The sequence below is a fragment of the Vibrio kagoshimensis genome (assembly GCF_050337535.1).
GTDB lineage: Bacteria > Pseudomonadota > Gammaproteobacteria > Enterobacterales > Vibrionaceae > Vibrio > Vibrio gallaecicus.
This window is the reverse complement of the sequence record NZ_JAKJSZ010000016.1, coordinates 95,945-114,392: the sequence shown is the minus strand read 5'-3', so window position 1 is coordinate 114,392 and position 18,448 is coordinate 95,945. Positions and strand designations below refer to the sequence as shown.

At 41.9% G+C, this 18,448-nt stretch carries 16 protein-coding genes; 5 read left to right on the top strand and 11 right to left on the bottom strand.

The annotated features are described in order from the left end of the window. Window positions 1-36: 36 nt before the first annotated feature. Window positions 37-690, bottom strand: a complete 654-nt coding sequence (locus L4C37_RS15930) for a cupin domain-containing protein (protein WP_273296217.1) — start codon at window positions 688-690, stop codon at window positions 37-39. A gap of 84 nt (window positions 691-774) precedes the next feature. Next, window positions 775-1,680 (bottom strand): LysR family transcriptional regulator, encoded by a 906-nt coding sequence (locus tag L4C37_RS15925; protein ID WP_372264507.1) that lies wholly within the window; start codon window positions 1,678-1,680, stop codon window positions 775-777. A 226-nt stretch (window positions 1,681-1,906) separates the two neighbouring features. On the opposite strand from L4C37_RS15925, the gene L4C37_RS15920 reads away from it, so the two are divergent. After that, window positions 1,907-2,626 (top strand): SDR family oxidoreductase, encoded by a 720-nt coding sequence (locus tag L4C37_RS15920; RefSeq protein WP_004733012.1) that lies wholly within the window; start codon window positions 1,907-1,909, stop codon window positions 2,624-2,626. Between the two features lie 105 nt (window positions 2,627-2,731). On the opposite strand, the gene L4C37_RS15915 is transcribed toward L4C37_RS15920, so the two are convergent. Together L4C37_RS15915 and ompW are read right to left on the bottom strand one after the other, a co-directional pair. After that, window positions 2,732-4,525, bottom strand: coding sequence for a choice-of-anchor I family protein (locus L4C37_RS15915; RefSeq protein ID WP_429769159.1), 1,794 nt, complete (start codon window positions 4,523-4,525; stop codon window positions 2,732-2,734). Between the two features lie 277 nt (window positions 4,526-4,802). Beyond that, complete coding sequence (gene ompW / locus L4C37_RS15910; RefSeq protein WP_429769144.1) at window positions 4,803-5,450, bottom strand: outer membrane protein OmpW; 648 nt, start codon at window positions 5,448-5,450, stop codon at window positions 4,803-4,805. Between the two features lie 412 nt (window positions 5,451-5,862). On the opposite strand from ompW, the gene glgC reads away from it, so the two are divergent. The 4 genes from glgC to L4C37_RS15890 all read left to right on the top strand — a co-directional run bounded on the left by glgC (window position 5,863) and on the right by L4C37_RS15890 (window position 9,321). Beyond that, window positions 5,863-7,083 carry a glucose-1-phosphate adenylyltransferase gene (gene glgC / locus L4C37_RS15905; RefSeq protein ID WP_273296222.1) on the top strand — a complete coding sequence of 407 codons (1,221 nt, stop codon included), beginning with the start codon at window positions 5,863-5,865 and terminating at the stop codon, window positions 7,081-7,083. A gap of 539 nt (window positions 7,084-7,622) precedes the next feature. Next, on the top strand, window positions 7,623-7,979 hold the full coding sequence (gene hpf / locus L4C37_RS15900) for a ribosome hibernation-promoting factor, HPF/YfiA family (protein WP_137371635.1): 357 nt from the start codon (window positions 7,623-7,625) through the stop codon (window positions 7,977-7,979). A 259-nt stretch (window positions 7,980-8,238) separates the two neighbouring features. Then, complete coding sequence (locus tag L4C37_RS15895; protein ID WP_372267245.1) at window positions 8,239-8,394, top strand: DUF3012 domain-containing protein; 156 nt, start codon at window positions 8,239-8,241, stop codon at window positions 8,392-8,394. Between the two features lie 138 nt (window positions 8,395-8,532). Then, a complete protein-coding gene (locus L4C37_RS15890) occupies window positions 8,533-9,321 on the top strand; it encodes an HAD-IIB family hydrolase (RefSeq protein ID WP_429769158.1) in 789 nt (262 codons plus the stop codon). 154 nt (window positions 9,322-9,475) lie between these two features. On the opposite strand, the gene phnE (L4C37_RS15885) is transcribed toward L4C37_RS15890, so the two are convergent. The 7 genes from phnE (L4C37_RS15885) to L4C37_RS15855 form a co-directional block, all read right to left on the bottom strand. Further along, the gene (phnE, locus tag L4C37_RS15885) at window positions 9,476-10,279 is read right to left on the bottom strand and encodes a phosphonate ABC transporter, permease protein PhnE (RefSeq protein ID WP_137371636.1); all 804 of its coding nucleotides are present in this window, start codon (window positions 10,277-10,279) and stop codon (window positions 9,476-9,478) included. Next, window positions 10,279-11,118 (bottom strand): phosphonate ABC transporter, permease protein PhnE, encoded by an 840-nt coding sequence (phnE, locus tag L4C37_RS15880; protein WP_429769143.1) that lies wholly within the window; start codon window positions 11,116-11,118, stop codon window positions 10,279-10,281. The genes phnE (L4C37_RS15885) and phnE (L4C37_RS15880) overlap by 1 nt, the downstream gene beginning before the upstream one ends. Beyond that, entirely contained in the window at window positions 11,106-11,876 is a 771-nt protein-coding gene (gene phnC, locus L4C37_RS15875; RefSeq protein ID WP_137371638.1) for a phosphonate ABC transporter ATP-binding protein, read from the bottom strand. Before phnC ends, phnE (L4C37_RS15880) begins: the two co-directional genes overlap by 13 nt. A 210-nt stretch (window positions 11,877-12,086) precedes the next feature. Continuing rightward, window positions 12,087-13,127: a phosphate/phosphite/phosphonate ABC transporter substrate-binding protein gene (gene phnD / locus L4C37_RS15870; protein ID WP_137371639.1), complete on the bottom strand. Its 1,041-nt coding sequence runs from the start codon at window positions 13,125-13,127 to the stop codon at window positions 12,087-12,089. Between the two features lie 299 nt (window positions 13,128-13,426). Beyond that, window positions 13,427-14,647 (bottom strand): glycerophosphodiester phosphodiesterase family protein, encoded by a 1,221-nt coding sequence (locus L4C37_RS15865; protein WP_429769142.1) that lies wholly within the window; start codon window positions 14,645-14,647, stop codon window positions 13,427-13,429. 367 nt (window positions 14,648-15,014) lie between these two features. Beyond that, window positions 15,015-16,385 (bottom strand): sigma-54-dependent transcriptional regulator, encoded by a 1,371-nt coding sequence (locus tag L4C37_RS15860; RefSeq protein WP_372267250.1) that lies wholly within the window; start codon window positions 16,383-16,385, stop codon window positions 15,015-15,017. Further along, on the bottom strand, window positions 16,382-18,313 hold the full coding sequence (locus L4C37_RS15855; protein WP_429769157.1) for an ATP-binding protein: 1,932 nt from the start codon (window positions 18,311-18,313) through the stop codon (window positions 16,382-16,384). Before L4C37_RS15855 ends, L4C37_RS15860 begins: the two co-directional genes overlap by 4 nt. Window positions 18,314-18,448 lie beyond the last annotated feature (135 nt).

Genomic DNA, 18,448 nt, shown 5'->3' with positions numbered 1-18,448 from the left:
AAAGCGGCTTTTTCTATTTGTTTGTCGAGCTCATCGCTATACCAATGGCAGGTGACCGGTTTTAACGAAGATAACCGTTTCTTCTTCTACATATGGGAAGTGCTCGCTCATGTGAGGGCTGCGCATCCAAGTATGTTTGGGGTATTCGCCATGTTCATCTTTAAAAGTGCCAGACAACACAAAGATCTCTTCACCTCCAAAATGACGATGCGGCTGAAAACGCTCGCCCACGGGCCACTTCACTAATGCAACATGTTCGTGCTCAAATTCATGCAATGGCATCACTTGTAAGCCACCAATGCCCGGAAGCCATTCCTTTTCAAGCGTATTAATACGAACTTCAGTTAAGTCCCTTGCATCAAACTGATTGAGCTTAACCAAGATAGTACAGCCACTTTTGCTCGATGGAGAATGCGCACTACCTGGTGGATTACGAATGTAAGTACCCGCTGGGAAATCCCCAGTTTCATCAGAGAAAACGCCGTCTAACACGAAGATCTCTTCTCCTTCCGGATGCGGGTGCTCAGAAAATGAAGATTCAGGATCGTACTTAACTACGCTAGTCGTGTGACCCGATTCTTTATCTTCTCTTTCTAGCGGCTTGCGCCATACCCCTTTGGCTGGGCTCGCGACCCAATCTAACGGTTCGGTTTCTATAACCAATCTCTTTGAAAAATCCATGTTGAACATAGTGGCGACCTTCCTGTTATTATTTTTCTATACGTTCTGTCTACATTTTATTCTAGGAATAACGAAAGAGAGAACCCCGAAGCCTTAGCTCACTGGCATTTGCTCAAAGCGACTTTTCACAAATTCAATGAAGGTTCGAATTCGACTCGGTTGATAACGGTCTCGATGGTAGATCGCTGAAAAGTCCACTTTAGGCACCACCCACTCATCAAACACCTGCTCTAGTTGCCCGTCATTAAGTTCTTGTAAGCAATAGATGGTTGGCACGCGAATAATCCCGTTGCCCGACTTCGCGCCCTGTACTAGTACTCGACCATTTTTACATTGCAGTCTGCCCGTCACATGCACATCGACTGTTTTCTTGGTGTCATCTAGCGCTTGAAAGCTCCACTTGCGCACCGAACCCGTTAAACAATCATGATGGATCAAATCTTTGGGGTGATTAGGCTTTCCTTTACGAGCGAAATACTCAGGGCTCGCGAGTGTTCCCATTTCAATATCTAAGAGCTTTCTTGCGATAAAGCCCGCGTCTTCTAGGCTTCCCATGCGAAAAGCAATATCAAACGCATCTTCAATCAAGTCGACTCGGTTACTACTGAAATCAAGGCTAATGCTGATGTCTGGGTAGAGCTGCATGAACTCATTGACCAGATCCGCGATGATCACTTCACCAAGATAACCACCGACACAATTTACTTTTATGTCGCCACGTACTTCTTCGACATCATCCACAGCAGCAATCAGAGCTTGGTCTATATTATCTAAGGCTTGTTCACATCTCGCGTACAGATCTTGCCCTGCGTGCGTCAGTCTTAAGGTTCGAGTGGTACGGATAAACAACGTCACGCCCATCTGCTTTTCTAGGCTACTCACTTGGCGTGATACGTGGGAGCGCGACACATCAAGCTCCTCCGCTGCTTTGGTAAAGTTACCTAAACGCGCGATAAGCACGAAAGAACGAATATCAGACAGGTTAATTTGATTGAGCATGGTCGCCAGCTTAGTTGTGAGATTTTAAGATGATGAAGTAATAGAGAGTACATGTTTATTGTTGCATCACAGCAACAGTGTTTCAAGTAAAGCGCTATATATCAACAATGCTATTTTCCTTAATATACCTCCATCGCAACGAAGCAAGGCAACAAGCACTTGATTCGAATGCACTTAAACAATACGTCGTAGCCAACCGACGCAATAAAAGTACAGAGGAAATAAAATGAAAAAACTAATCGTAATTACAGGTGCAAGCTCTGGTATTGGTGAAGCAATCGCTCGTCGTCTAAGCGATGAAGGCCACCCTCTGCTACTTTTAGCTCGTCGTGTTGACCGCCTTGAAGCGCTTAACCTACCAAACTCTCTATCTGTGAAAGTAGACGTAACAGACAAAGCATCTTTTGATGCAGCAATCGCACAAGGTGAAGAGAAATTTGGCCCTGTAGATGCGCTTATCAACAACGCTGGTGCAATGCTTCTTGGTCAAATCGATACTCAAGACGCTCAAGAGTGGAAGACAATGTTCGATGTGAACGTAATTGGTCTTCTAAACGGCATGCAATCTGTTCTTGCTCCAATGATGGAACGCAACACAGGTACTATCATCAACATCAGCTCAATCGCGGGTAAGAAAACTTTCCCAAGCCACGCTGCTTACTGTGGTACTAAGTTCGCTGTTCACGCTATTTCTGAAAACGTTCGTGAAGAAGTTGCGGCATCAAATGTTCGCGTTACCACTATCGCACCGGGTGCAGTAGAGACTGAACTTCTGTCTCACACAACATCTCAAGAAATCAAAGATGGTTACGATTCTTGGAAAGAAGACATGGGTGGCGTATTGGCAGCAGACGATATCGCACGCGCGGTATCATTCGCTTACCAACAACCACAGAACGTATGTATCCGTGAGATTGCTTTAGCACCAACTAAGCAACAACCATAGAAACCAATTATCACGCATACATTTGCGAAGTATAAATAGAAAGCGCCACGACTTATTCAGTAGTGGCGCTTTTGTTTGGGTTAAATCGAGTAACAGTAAGCGTGATTAAAATTCAACGCGGTAAACTGACGTGCTGCCACTCACTTCATTGCCAACCGCGATAAAATGGTCACCTGAACGAGTGAAGTACTTGATTGATTCAGGACCTAAATCACCCGCTTGAGGGTTATAAATACCGTTACTGCATTCCCCTTCTTCGTCTACCTGAGTACAGACTGGTTCATCAAAGTTTCGATTATTTACATAAGTGATAAAACGAGATTTAGCAGGCTGGGTCACATCATAAACCATGATGCCACCTTGGCGCTCTAACCCAATAAATGCGTATTGGCGACCATTAATCTTCGCTACTTCAATGGCTTCAGGTTCAGCCCCTTTATCATCACTGCGGTCATCTGCACTCGTGTTGTTATCATTCGTGCTATTAAAGTTCTTTGGATTCGCTTCTAGTGTAATACGAGCAAAATCATCTCCGCTATCAAACACTCGTTTACCAGATTCATCCCATATAGAAAAAGATCGGCTACCGAACGCTTGAACTTTTTCATCAGCGCTGAGTGTGTCTTGCGGTTTAATAACTTTTAATCGACCCAATTGCTTTTTATCTTTCAGAGCTTCAGCTAAAGGGTGGTTCGCATCCACTTTGAGTTTACTCCCTCGCACTTCATCGACATAAGCAATACAAAAGTCTGTTTTAGTCGAGTATTCAGCTGTGTCTTGGTAGTCATCACCATCCCATTCATACTCTTTTTCATCACACTGTTTTTGCGTGACTTCAATGCCATATTCACGACCATCACCTTCATTTGCAGTCATGATATATGTAGCACCATTTACGCTGTAGCTAGTGATACTATCTGGCATATAAAGCCCTTCTAGCATTGGGTAGCTTTGAAAATTGCCAAGCTTTTTATCTTTATTAGAAGCGTCTAATTTCGAGTCTTCCCAAGACTTACCACCAAGACCAAAAATACTATCAATGCTAGCAGTCGCTACATCAATCGCTGCCAAGGCATTATTTTCTTGCAATGCAACATACAACTTTCCATTGTCACCAAACGTCAGATATTCCGGTTCTAAGTCTTGAGCGACTGTGGCAGTTGGCGCTGATACTCTAACCTTATTGGTTAACTCTGAATGACGATATTCGCCAGAGTTAAAGGCTCTAAAATCAATCTGTGACACTTTTGCATCTAAAGGGCTATTTGCGTTTAAAGGACCATTCGACATATCAACCAGAGTCACGCTTCCTTCAGGGTCAATCGAATAATCAGCATTGGGTTCACCTTCATTTGCTGCTGCTAAATAGCGCCCATCTTTAGAAAAGCTCACCATGTCTGGCAGTGCGCCGGCAGCGTAAGTGGTGATTAGATCTAGAGTGTCGGAACGATAAAGCGCAATGATGCCATTTTGTTGTTTATTTAAATTTTCAATGGCTACAGCCACGAGTCCGTTGTTAGCGGAAACACTGTTTGCTGCACCAATCTCAATACCTGAATGTCGCGCTGCTGACTGCAGATCTATTTGCCCTGAGGGCGTTGGTTTAGTCGAGGAATCTAGCTCAAGAACATCAATAATCTTAGCTTGAGCATCTACAACATAAAGTTTGTCGGTGCATGAATCGTAACTCACAATTTCAGCGGCTGAAGTCGCAAATGGTGCTTGAGCGATAGCACGTCCAACAAGGGCGATGCCCGTTAATTCCGCATCACTGACGGTTGGGGCTTGCTTCTCGGCACATTGAATACCAAAAGAATCACTAGCAGAAAAAGAGCTGACCGTTTGGCTGATCTCTGAAGTGGTATTTTGACTACAGCCAAATAATACTGACGTCGCCATTGCTGGGGCCAGCAAAGCAAACTTGTTTAACTTATTATTTCTCTGCTTAAAAGCGTTACGATTCATAAACCCTCCATAATTTGAGGGAGGGATACTAAAGACGAGATATGACAGTAATACTTCTATTATATTAACAAAGCATGACCAATTTGGATCTCGTATGGTTTCCAGACACAAAAAAGCCTGAGCACGAAAGCGATCTCAGGCTATTGTTTTATTCTTTAGAATACTTAAACATTCTTGAAGATAAGTTAGCTAGCGAATGGAATCATTCCACTTAGAATTGATAACCGCCGCCAATCATAAACACCCATGGGTCGATAGTGACATCTGTTGAGTAAGTGGTTCCCCCAGCTTTGTATTTTGCTGTTGTATCTATATCTGCATACCAAACCGATGCATTTAGGAACCAATCATCATTCAACATGTAGTCAGCACCAATGTTCGCCGCCAAACCCCAAGAATCATCCAAAGAAAGGTCACTCAACCCTGCATTCTTACCCGTGCTGTTTAGCTCTTCGTCGAAAAATACCGTGTAGTTAATACCAGCACCGACATAAGGGCGGAAATCGCTGTCTGCATCACCAAAATAGTACTGAAGCATAAATGTTGGCGGCAAGTGTTTAGTATCTGCGATGTCCCCTAAACCACCATGATTTGTTGAAATTGTGTGTGAGAAAGGTGTGGCTGCTAGCACTTCAAAGCTGATGTTATCAGTGATCATATAACCGATAGTTAAACCAAGCTGAGTATCAGAATCTACGCCAAATTTTGAGCCTGATGTATTAAGCACATCACCACTGCTGTCATTCGGAGAAACCATTGCCGCTCCTGCGCGAATAATGATGTCACCTTCTTTATGAGCAAGGACATTCGTTGACATTAGGGCTGTTAAAATAGCTAAACCACATACTGTTTTTTTCATTATTATTTCCTTTTGTAGGGCTTTCTTTTTATTAGTGAATGAAGAATCATTTCTTAATTTTCGTGCAAGGTAACACCACAATAACCCTACTTTTTTGATGGAAATCAATTTGTGAAATCTATTAATCAAACATTTACATTTATATCGATACGATCACTTTATAGGCGATTTTTATTGACAGTTTTGTAATGCGACTTTTATGTGCATCAGTTCCGTATATGGTTATTTTCCACTGTACTTTGACCGGTAAAATCACCAAAAGTAAGCAAGTGCCCGATTGCGTGCCACTATTTGGTGCGATCCTCAAATCTACTACGATCTTATCTTTACTATTCAATAGGTTAGTTTTGGCTTAATGCTTGCTAATTACATAGGTAACCAAATAAAAACATAACGTATAGAGGCTCTGATTATGCAAGATACATTAACTATTGTATTAGCAGGCGGTGTTGGCTCTCGCCTTTCACCACTGACGGACAACCGAGCGAAACCTGCGGTTCCTTTTGGTGGAAAGTATCGAATTATTGACTTCACCTTAGCGAATTGCTTGCACTCTGGGCTTCGTCAAATATTAGTGTTAACTCAATATAAATCGCATTCTCTACAAAAACACTTACGTGACGGGTGGTCGGTGTTAAACCCAGAGTTGGGCGAATTTATTACCAATGTACCGCCACAGATGAGAACGGGAGACAGTTGGTACAGCGGAACTGCCGATGCGATTTATCAAAATTTATACCTGCTCTCTCGTAGCGATGCTAAGCATGTGGTTGTTCTTTCTGGTGACCATATCTACCGTATGGATTACGCCCCAATGCTTGCACAACATAAGCATTCCAAAGCCGACTTAACGGTTGCATGTATGGAAGTGTCTATTGATGAAGCCAAGGAATTTGGCGTAATGGAAATAGACGACGCACAACAAATTCAGAATTTTTCAGAAAAACCCAACTATCCAGCTTGCGTACCAAACAAGCCAACACGCAGCCTTGCGTCTATGGGGATTTATATATTCGATAAAGAGGTATTAATTAGAGCGTTACTTGATGATGTAGAAGACCCAAATTCAAGCCATGATTTTGGTAAAGATGTGATACCAAAACTGGTCGATAACCAAAGAGTCTACGCTTATAAATTTGGTGATGAAGCCGGGCGCGTCACTCAAGATACTTATTGGCGAGATGTCGGTACCATTGATTCTTACTACCAAGCCAATATGGACTTGTTGAAGCCAATTTCTCCCATTGATTTATACCAACCAGATTGGGCAATACGAACCTATGAACCTCAACAGCCACCAGCTCGAACGGTTGCCTCAGTAGAAGGCAACCAAGGAATCTTCATCAATTCAATGATTGCCAATGGTGTGGTAATAGAGGGAGGTTCGGCTCAGAACTCCATCTTTTTCCCAAAAGTTAAAGTCAATAATGCCGCCATTGTGATTGATAGTATTCTATTTGAAGAGGTCGAAATCGGTAAGAATTGTCATATCCAAAACTGCATCATTGATAAGCACGTAAAAGTGCCAGATGGCACCACCATAGGTCTTAATGACAAGGTCGATGCAGAACGATTTCACATTTCAAAAAATGGCGTGATTGTCGTGCCATCCTCTTACGAATTCACATCTTAGTATTTTAATACTATCTAGCAGAGGCAGCGAAAGGCTGCCTGTATTCGTAGGGTTCTTTTCACGCAGATAAATAATCTAGTTGGAGTAATGTTCTATCTTTTGGATCACTACAATAGCAGTGAGTAGCTAGGTTAACGAGATACAAAACTTCATTTAGGAGGAAAACTTAACTGCAGACTGCGGCAACACTGCTAACCTTATTAGAGAGAAAAATAGGATGTGAACAAGCAACCCAATGGATATTGACGCTCTGAACCTTTAAAAAAGTCGATCAGAAATAGTGCCAACAAGCTGCAAAAAACCAACATAGAACGTATTAGGAATAAGAATAGATACAATAAAATTTAGAATGGAGTTTTTTTGCACAGCCTTCGTTTTGTCGAAACATAATATGCGTGCTAGTTACCCTATATTCAAGGGGCTCAATAGAGATTATTTGATAACATGGAAGTCAATCACACATGTGTGAATACCTTCTTGGTCAAATTACCGCATCTTTGCTACGTTTAGGTTACACAGTCATTGGAAAGGTATGATTTATGAAAGTAAACGTTCAAACACATCACGTATCAATTAACGACGACTCACGAAAAGAAATCGAAAGTAAGTTCGATAAAATCGCTAACCACTTTCCACAATTGATCAGTTGCGACATTATTATTACGAAAGAACACAACCAACATCAGGTAGAGGTGTTCACAAACTACGAAGGTGTTCGAGTTTCAGCAAAATCAACTGACGATGTAATGTATCCTGCAATCGCTGCTTCACTAAAAAAACTAGAAGCGGGGCTAAGCAACCGAAAAGGACAATTAAAGTCTGATTTACACGAGAAGCCAACAAGCACAAAACCAGAAATCGCTTCAGATATCATCCAAGAGATGAAACTCGTTTAAACAGTATTGTTACAGATTCTAAGGGCCAGCATTTTGCTGGCCTTTTTCGTTGTTAATCCTTAAATCCTTAAATCCTTAAATCCTTAAATCCTTAAATCCTTAAATCCTTAAATCCTTAAATCCAGAGTAATAATTATCATCAAAAACACACAATGTTAAAAATGCGATTTTATTAAAAAACACCGTCAAAACACACTTGGGTCTTTCTAAATAAGCTTGTAATATCAATGGCTCTTATCAGTTAAATATGGATGTTATGATGAAAAAATTCGCTTTAGTGATCTTTCTTGCGACTCAGCTTATGGCCTGTACAGAAGTGGGCAGTGAAGCTTGGTGTCAGGATATGAAAGATAAACCGAAAGGTGACTGGACCACCAATGAAGCCACTGATTTCGCCAAACACTGTATCTTCTAAACGCAATCTCTTATTTAAGCCACTTGAACTTTGACAAAAAGATCAGGTGGCGGACTTAAAAATAAACATCTCAAAACTCTAATAACTTAACTAACCACCCTCTCAATGACATTAGCGAGCTTAAGTATGAAAGTAAGCATGGAAGAACAGCTTAATGCGCAATGGAAAGACATAAACTGGGTATTCACCGATGTCGATGACACTCTAACCTGGGAAGGATCTTTACCACCAGAGACATTAATTGCGCTTCAGAAACTCCGAGACAACGGAATTAAGGTCGTTGCGGTAACAGGGGCATGTGCAGGCTGGTGTGATCACATCGCACAGCTTTGGCCTGTTGATGCGGTACTTGGGGAAAATGGGGCTTTTTTACTTAAAAAGGAATCAGGTTCACTGAAAATAAGCACTAACCTTCCGCTAACCGATATCAGAGCAAACCAAGCTAAGCTGAAACAACAAATAGAAGCCATCCTTACCCGCTACCCAGAGCTATCACTCACGTTAGATCAAGAATACCGTCTATGTGAAGTGGCGATTGATATTGGGCAGAACTGTGAGCTCGTTGATCAAAAAATAGTGCAAGCAGTACTGAAAGAAATCCATGAATTAGGCGCTCACGCAACCGCCAGTTCTATTCACATTAACGCTTGGTATGGTGACCATTCTAAGAGAAATGCAGTTCATCAGTTTTTGGAAGAGCAAGGCTTTTCAGAAGAAGATATTCACCAGCATACCTGCTATGTGGGTGACTCTATGAATGATCAGCAGATGTTTGAATCTTTACCTCTCACCATTGGTGTAGCAAACATCCAACATTATTGGGACAAGTTAGAGCACCACCCTAGCCTCGTTATGTCTAAACCGGGCGGATATGGTTTTGCTGAGTTCACCGAGAAACTTCTTGTGATTAAAAAGGCTCTTTCTTAATAGACCCGGCACATAAAAAGACCTCGCACTTAAAAGATAAAGTTAGAAGCATAAAAAAACGACCACTAGGTTGACCGAAAGAACCTAGGGTCGTTTAAGCTATAAAGTGTTACTTTAAGCTCTAAACTGTTATGAATTGTATTTATCTCAATGACTAAATGAGCTTGTTACGAATATGGATTACTACGGCTTCGGCAATAATCACTACGGCAAAAATACTCACTAACACCATGGATACTTTCTGCCATTCAAATAGGTTTTGAGCATCATTTAGAATAACGCCAATACCACCCGCACCCACTAGCCCTAACACTGCTGACTCTCGTACATTGATATCCCAACGGAATAAAACAATAGAGTAAAAAGCTGGCATCACTTGAGGCCAATAACCTTTAAGTAAAATACTCATCCAAGAAGCACCAGTCGCTTTCAGCGCTTCAATTGGCCCCATGTTCACTTCAGCAATGGCTTCCGCTAACAGCTTCCCTACAAAGCCGATACTGCGAATGGCAATCGCCATAATGCCTGCAAGAACACCAGGGCCAAACAGTGCAATAAACAAGAGTGCCCACACTAATGAATTCACAGAACGAGAAGACACAAGAAAGAATTGAGCAACCCAATTTAGTGCTTTATTAGGCGTAATATTTGGCGCATTCAGTAACGCTAAAGGAATAGCAAAAACCAAGGTAAACAAAGTACCTAAAGTTGCGATATGCAACGTTTCAATCATCGCTGCATGAATGGACTCTGGATAGAATGCATAATCAAGCGGCACCATGCGTTCAAACATGTCAGCAAACTGAGCTGGGGCGTCATACAAGAACTCTGGAATCACTTCAACAGTCTGCCATGACCACACAATCGCACACACTAAGCTAAGGTAAATCGCAAACCGAGCGATGCGCTCATTAAACGTAAAACGTTGCCATTCTTTATCTATAGAAGCCGTTGTCATTAGAAGACTCTCCTAACAATATTTGAAAGAAATTCACCTACAAGAATCAATGCGATTATGGTCATCAATATAGCCGCAACAAAATCGTAATCAAAACGCTGGAATGCCGAGAAAAGTGTGCCGCCTAAACCGCCAGCACCTACAATGCCGACCATAGTAGAATTACGTAAATTCGAGTCAAGCTGGTAACTTGCAAAACCAATGAAGCGGGTAAATACTTGTGGCATAACAGCATATAGGATCACGCTAGTGAAACTTGCCCCAGTCGCTTTTATCGCTTCCACAGGTTTAAACGATATTTCCTCAATAGCTTCTGCGAACAACTTGGCAATGAAACCAATGGAAGCAAAAACCAAAGTTAAGATCCCAGCCAAAGCGCCAAAGCCTACTGCTTTCACAAACAGGATCGCAATAATCACCGGGTGAAAAGAACGACATAAAGCAATGAAGCCACGTATCGGCGTTGAAACAATTGAAGGCATCATATTTCTAGCAGCAAGCAAGCCTAAAAATAGTGAAATAACAATGCCAAAGAAGCTCGAAATAATCGCAATCTGCAAACTCTCAGCTAACCCGCTCAGCAGTAAACTGGTGCGAGAAAAATCTGGCGGAAACATTCTTGCAAGTAATCGCTCACTTTCGCCAAACCCTATAATAAGTCGGTCAAACGTTAAGCCTAAGGTCGAAAAGCTATAGAAAAGATACGCTACAATCGCAGCCATAATTGCTCGATTCGTCCACGACGTTTTAAAAGGGTTTTTCCTATTTACTGCTTTTCTTGAAGCATGTGTACTTGATGAGTTCTGAACAGCACTACTATCTTGTGTTAATCCAGCCATGATTCACCCCCATAAATGATTTTTAGATCATCTTCTGAGATCCCTTCTGGGCTACCATCGTAGTGAACTTTACCATTACACATTCCAATGATGCGTTTCGCGTAACGTTTCGCTAAGTTCACATCATGAATGTTAACCAGAACTGGAATGTTTTTCTGTTCAGCGAAGGTTTCCATTAACTCCATAATCTCAACCGCTGTTTTAGGGTCAAGTGATGACGTGGGTTCATCAGCCAACAATATATATGGGTCTTGCATGACCGCACGGGCGATACCGACACGTTGTCTTTGTCCGCCAGACAAGCTATCCGCTCGTTGGTTCGCGAAATCTTGTAAACCGACAAATTCGAGTAGCTCAAAGGCTTTATTTAAGTCTTCAGTTGAGTAGTTTCGACGCCATGCATTCCACGCCGACATGTAACCCAAACGCCCGCTTAATACGTTTTCGATGACGGTTAAGCGCTCAACTAAATTGTATTCTTGAAAAACCATGCCGATATGGCGACGCTGCATTCGAAGCGCTTGTCCTTTCAGTTGAGTAAGATCGGCACCATCAAATATGATTTCACCTTGGCTAGGATCGTTAAGACGGTTGATACAGCGTAGAAGCGTACTTTTACCTGTGCCAGATGGTCCGATAATGGCGATAATACCTGGTTCATCAATATCAATATTAATGCCTTTAAGAATCGGCTTACCTGCCACATATTCATGAAACAGGTTATTAATCTTTATTCCTTCATAGCTTGCGACAGCCATACTGCATTTCCTTGTGCAAAATTTAAGATGATCTATGCCCTACCCGTGAGGGCATAGATTTAAAATGCGCTTATCAATTGGATAAACTAAAGAGGTAAATGTGATTATTGTTTGGTTAAGCGTGTAACCTGTAACTAGTGAAAGCTATTCGTTATTGGTGAGTCGTTATCTAGTAACGCTCTCCAATAACAATCACTAGTTAATGAGGCGCTACTGGCTAGCCGCTTGTTTTGCTAACGCCGCTGCTTTTTTCTTCGCACGCTTCGCTGCATCTTTCTCTGCTAGCTTCTTCAAACCAGTTTTTGTGTAAGCCGTACCGGTTGCGTGTGCAATATCACGAATGACATCCCATTCTTCTTGGTATGAAATTGGAGAGAATCGGTCTGCACCTTTGAATGAAGCACTCATTTCCTCAGTAAAGCGGTAACTGAAGAACGCTTCTTCAATCTTCTCAACCAATTCTGGTTTTAGGTTGTAAGCATAACCAAATGCAGAAGTAGGGAAGCGAGGGCTGCGGTAAATAATTTTTAGTTCAGAATCATCAACTCGTCCTGCTGCTACCATGCGATCATAGACATCCGATGCCACGGGTGCTGCATCATAATCCCCATTAAACACGCCTAGAATTGATTGGTCGTGCTTACCTGAGTAAAGTACTTTGTAGTCTTCATCTGGCACTAAGCCTTTCGCAGGGAATAAAGCTCGTGGGGCAAGGTTACCAGAGTTGGAAGAAGCAGAAGTATGCGCAACCTTTTTGCCTTTCAAGTCAGCCATAGTATTAATACCGCTGTCTTTACGAACAATAGTGATTAAGTTATAGCCTTGGAAACCTGATTCATCACCTTTCACAGCGATTGGTACGTAACCCGCTAAGTTAACGGCATAGCCCGTAGGACCTGTAGAGAATCCAGCAACATGAAGTCGGCCTGAACGCATAGCTTCAACTTGAGCTGAGTTAGAGTGAACCGTGTAATAAATAACGCGTTTACCAGTAATCTTGCTCAAGTGAGCTTGGAAATCAGCAAACGCATCTTTGTACAATGCAGGGTCTTCTACTGGTGTATAGGTAAACACAAGCGTACTTGGATCATTCCATTCATCAGGATTCTTTGGTGAATCGGCAACCAAATCTTGGTTTTCATCACAGTATCTATCGTCTAGCACACCACGGCTAGAGCAGTCGCTTGCCATAGCCATTGATGGAAGCAGTAATGAGCTAGCGATTAACAGTCCTTTAACACTGATTTTCATATTCAAACCTTATTTTACTTATTGTTGAAAGTCGAACTCACTATTGCACCCTTCATGCCAAAAAAATAATTATTACTTTTCAACAAGTTAAATTCAGTAACTAAAACGCCACTCTGGTATGAGTCATAAGTGTCCAAAGGTATTTAGTTAGTTTGGGTCACTTTTGTCCCTTACTTTCCCACACTAAAATCTTAAACAAAAAAAGAGCCCGAAGGCTCTTTTCAATATAACTAACCGCTTGTACTTATCAATATTAGTTAATAACGTTGGTTAGTAATATATGTTAAGTGAAATCTTAATTAAGACTTACTATTCATACAGTTATCATAGTAAGTCACGGTCGCAGGCCAATCACTGAATACACCTAATACGCCCACATCTTGCGCGAGCACGTCTAACATTTTCATCATGTCGCCATCATTGTTAATGCCTTGCTTAACCGTTTGGTAGTACCAGCCGCCACCTTGATCAAGTGGACCTGAACGCTCCAAAGTCCAAGCAATAATATCTAGGTCCGCTTCTTTCGCTAACTTCGCATAGTTAGATGCGACCATTTCATTTTTGTCATTCAGATCAACCAGTGCAAATAGTGGTGGAGCAATAATATTCACGCCCGCATCACGCAGCTCTTTCATATTTTTCACTGACGCAACAAAATCCGCTTGATCATATACACGATCATCTAAGTACACGGCTTGTTTACCGAACTGAGGCGTTTTATTTACCCAGTACTTCACGTCATCTAGGTTGAATGATTGTAAGTAAGTCTCTGATGGTTTGAAGCCCGCTTCTTTTAACTCATCAACTAGCTTTTGAGCATACATCTCTTGAGAGAAGCCATTGAACGGCATTTCCACTGAAGCCGACTTCAGTTCAGGAGTAACCTTCACGCCATGTGCTTTAAATAGCTCTGCACTTTCAGCGTGTGTCATTAACGTCCCACTTTGGCTATATAAGTCTGTGCGCCAGCCTGGAGTGCCATTCATGTACTCTTCAACCGTTGTCGCTTTAGGGTTAGCACCATCCATTTTACCTTTCAGAGTTCTAAATTCCGCTAGCGTAAAATCTGATGTTCGGCATTCAACTTGTGCATCTTCCCCAGTTGCAGGGTTTGCTGGTGTAAATGGCGTTGAACATTTCTTTGCAAGCTCAGGGTGAGCCAAAACATCTGTTGTGGTGTGAAGATCACTCTGAGAGTGACGACAAACAAGCTCTTTATCTTTGGTAAACGTCACGTCACATTCAACGACACCCGCTCCCATTTGAATCGCAGCTAGGTACGATTCTTTGGTGTGCTCCGGAAACTGCATAGCAGCTCCACGGTGACCAATTGAAAAATCGCTGCGATGAAAAGGTCCCTCACTACAACTCAGTAGCTTGGTTTTTAAAGGGCTCTCATCCATATTGTTGACTAAAAAGAGGGGACGAGGACCTAAGTTTGCTGACTCTTGAGCTGCCCATGCAGTCATTGAGCTTAGCCCTAGAACTAGGGCAATAGACCCCTTCAGTATTTGCTTCATGTTTGTATCTCCTTGCAAAAGCAATTTTTCTTTTACTTTCCATTATTAGACCAAATCGATATTGAACTACCGCGATACAGGTTTGCGGTAATACCAAAATTGGACTCCTGTGAACTTGCGCCACAACCATCAATTGCACGCATTGTGCCAAATACTAAAATTCTTTTATTACAATCACTTGAAGTATTAGTTAATTTATAAGGCAAATAAATGGGTCATTAATGTCTTTATGAAATTTCTATGGTTTGTGCTTCTCTTTTATCCATACTTAACCCTCTTAACTCTTAGCCATTAGCCATTAGCCATTAGCCATTAGCCATTAGCCATTAGCCATTAGCCATTAGCCATTAGCCATGATAAGAGAGCACTAAGCTTTGAAGCTGTCTTTATCTAATTGGTGTTTTTTCATTTTTCGATAAAGCGTTTTTCGGGGTAAATTCAATTTACTCGACACTTCATTTATATTGCCACCCGCTTCTATGAGGGCTTCAGTTAATACGTTCCTTTCGTATTGCTCCATCTGCTTTTCAAAAGCGAAATCTTCCCCTGTAGACTCACAAATTGGCGATTGAAGATCAAACCCATCCCCAACAATACCTAAGACGAACCTATCTGCCACATTACGTAATTCACGCACGTTGCCAGGCCATTCGTGCCGACAAAGCTGTTGTATTTGCTCAGGGTAAATTGTGGAAGGTCGCGTTCTGTACTTTTGGCTGGCTTGGATGACAAAATGTCTAAACAGCACCTGAATATCTTCTTTACGCTGGCGAAGGGCGGGTAGATTTAAGCTCGCAATATTTAATCGATAGAAAAGGTCAGCCCTAAACTCACCCGTTTCACTTAGGCTTGCTAAATCAGCTTTACTGGCCGCTACAACTACAATATCTACTGGGATTAACTCATTCCCTCCGACTCGTTCAATCATGCGCTCTTGAATGACTCGAAGTAGCTTGATTTGAACAGTAATCGGCATACTTTCGATTTCATCAAGAAATAGAGTGCCACCATTCGCTTGTTCAATTTTACCAATTCGCTTTTTGTTCGCACTGGTGAAAGACCCAGCTTCATGCCCAAACAATTCACTTTCAATGATGCTTTCTGTCATACCACCGCAGTTTATTGCCACAAAAGGCTTAGCTTTTCGCCTGCTGAATTGATGAAGCGCACTGGCTATCACCTCTTTACCAGTACCCGTTTCGCCATTGATGATGGTATCCACACCGGTATGAGCCAAAGCCAGAACTTGCTTACGTATTGTGTCCATCGCTTTAGATTGCCCGATCACCACAGACTCAATAGGCAAAATATCGCCTTCATCACCTTGAGACGCTTTAGGACGGCTTTGCTCGCTTTGAGCCAAGGCAAGATCGAGTTTTTCAATAAGTTCGTCGGTATTCAATGGCTTTTCCAGAAAATCGAACGCGCCCAATTTCATGGCTTCAATTGCCATTGGTATATCACCATGACCACTCATAAGAAGTACGGGCACATTTGGTGCTCTATGCTGAATGGAACTCAATAACGTTAATCCGTCTACCTTTGGCATTCTCACATCACAAAGCACGACAGATTGGCTGTTCGAATTGAGTGATTTCAGCCCCACATTAGGGTCAGTAAAAGAGCTAACGCAGAACCCTTCAAGCTCTAACATTTCACTCATGGCTTCAACTACGTCCACTTCGTCGTCAATGAGAACAATATGCTTTTCAAAGACGGTGTTTTTTTCAAATGTCATGAGTCTGTGCCTTTTTGAAGTGTGACAATAAATTCGGAGCCTTGGTGTTCAACCGATTTAACATGAATTGAACCACCAAAATCTTTGATTATGTTGTATGCGATAGACAAACCCAGCCCAAGCCCCTTTCCTGATGATTTACGAGAATAGAAAGGATCAAAAAGGTGAGGTAAATCTTCTTGTGGAATACCCAACCCATTATCTTTGACTATAATTTTCACCGACGTTCGTGTTTCTTCGGTTGAGATAATGATGCTAGGGGCGTCTCGTTTCTCAACGGCATCTAAAGCATTACTGATCAGATTAACCAGCACTTGCTCAAGCCGGATACTGTTGGCTTTCACCCAAAAAGATCCAGTGTTGTCATACACAACGGGGACATTATTCTGGCGAGTTTCGAAAAGCTCAATAGCATCACCAATCACCTGTTCAAGCTCGACGTTTTGAATCTTCCCATCGCTTTTTCTTGAAAAAGCTTTTAAGTGACGAGTAATCGCAGACACCTTTTCCAGCAACCCTTCAATTTTTTGTAGATTCAGAACAACCTTATCTTCACGGCCTTTATCCAACCAAAGTTGAGCACTGCGAACGTGGCTATTAACGGCTGTGAGGGGCTGATTTATCTCATGGGTGATCCCTACACTCAATTGCCCTAAAGCCGCTAACTTACCCGCTTGTACTAACTCATCTTGCGTAATTCGCAGCTTAGCTTCTGCTATCGTCCGTTCTTCCACTTCAGCTTCTAACTTGCGATTAGTTTGTTTCACCGCTTTCGCCGTCATTTGAAATACCTTTAAGTACTTCGCCATTTGGGTAACTTCATCTTTACCCCTGATGGATACTTCAGTGTCTAAATGCCCCGTTGAGATAGCGAACATATTGTCTTTTAACTGTAAGAGTCGCTCTAAAATGCTTTTACGAACGTAAAACCACGAAATAGCGGCGGCAGCCAAAATACTGAATAAAGAAAGAAATAAAGAAAGCTGCTGGTTAGATTGAAGGGAAAGCTGAGCTTCATTAATTGACTGATCAATATTGCGGTTAACGGTACTGGTGTTACGTTCAATTTGCACCGTCAATTGATTAAGATACTCGCGGCTATTTTGCAAAAAGTATTGTTCTTGGTAGCGATAATCCAAAGCTTTGTTCTTAAGTTCATATAAACTGCTCGAACTGGAAGCTAAGTTGTATATAACAGTAAGTTGATGATCAAGCTCCGGAAAGTCGCTTCTCAGATCACCATTCACCCATAATGCCCACCACTCTTCACCAACCTGCTCAAGGCGGTAACTCGTGTAATCGAGTTCATTAAAGCTTGAGTCGTTATACAGCTTTTCAACCAAACCTAATTGGTAATAGAGAAGCGATTTTAGCTGAGTATATTGAATCTCTTCTTTACGGGCGTCTGGCAAATTATCCAGCGAGTCGCTTGCCTGTTGCAGCAAAGGATAAAAGCCTTCGAGTAAGTTACGTAACTCTTTATTTAACAATTCCAGTTCAATTTCACTTTGGTAAAGTAAACTCAAACTGTGGTCAACTTGGGCGATAAGATCTTTAAAATAGGCATGATAGTCAGGAAAGTTAACCATAATGCCATCCATGACTTCAATTGCGGTCTCAATATCTTGCATGGCTTGCTTACGTTCAATATTGGACTCTGCACCTCCAAGCTGAGAAGAGGTCGAAATGATCACTCTCACCATGTCATTTAATCGAGCAGCTTGTTCCAAAGCGGGGATCTCGCTTTCTTTCAACTCGACTAAACGCTGATTCAAATCTTTAAACGTAAATGATGAAACGACAGACAAAAAAATGGTAGTCAAAGAAAGCATTGCCAAAGCCAGTACTAAACGGTGCCCAATGCCTTTCCAGCCAAGCCACTTCCGATGAGGGCTATTGATAATAAATGGCGATTGAAAACGCGGCATGCCTTTAAAAACAACACTGGACGGGTCGGATTGACTGCTCACTTACGCCACCTTACTAAACGTCTGACTGCCTATGAAAATAAAACTTACCACATGATAAAAGCTGTTAACTATAGCTATTAAGCATTAAAAAAC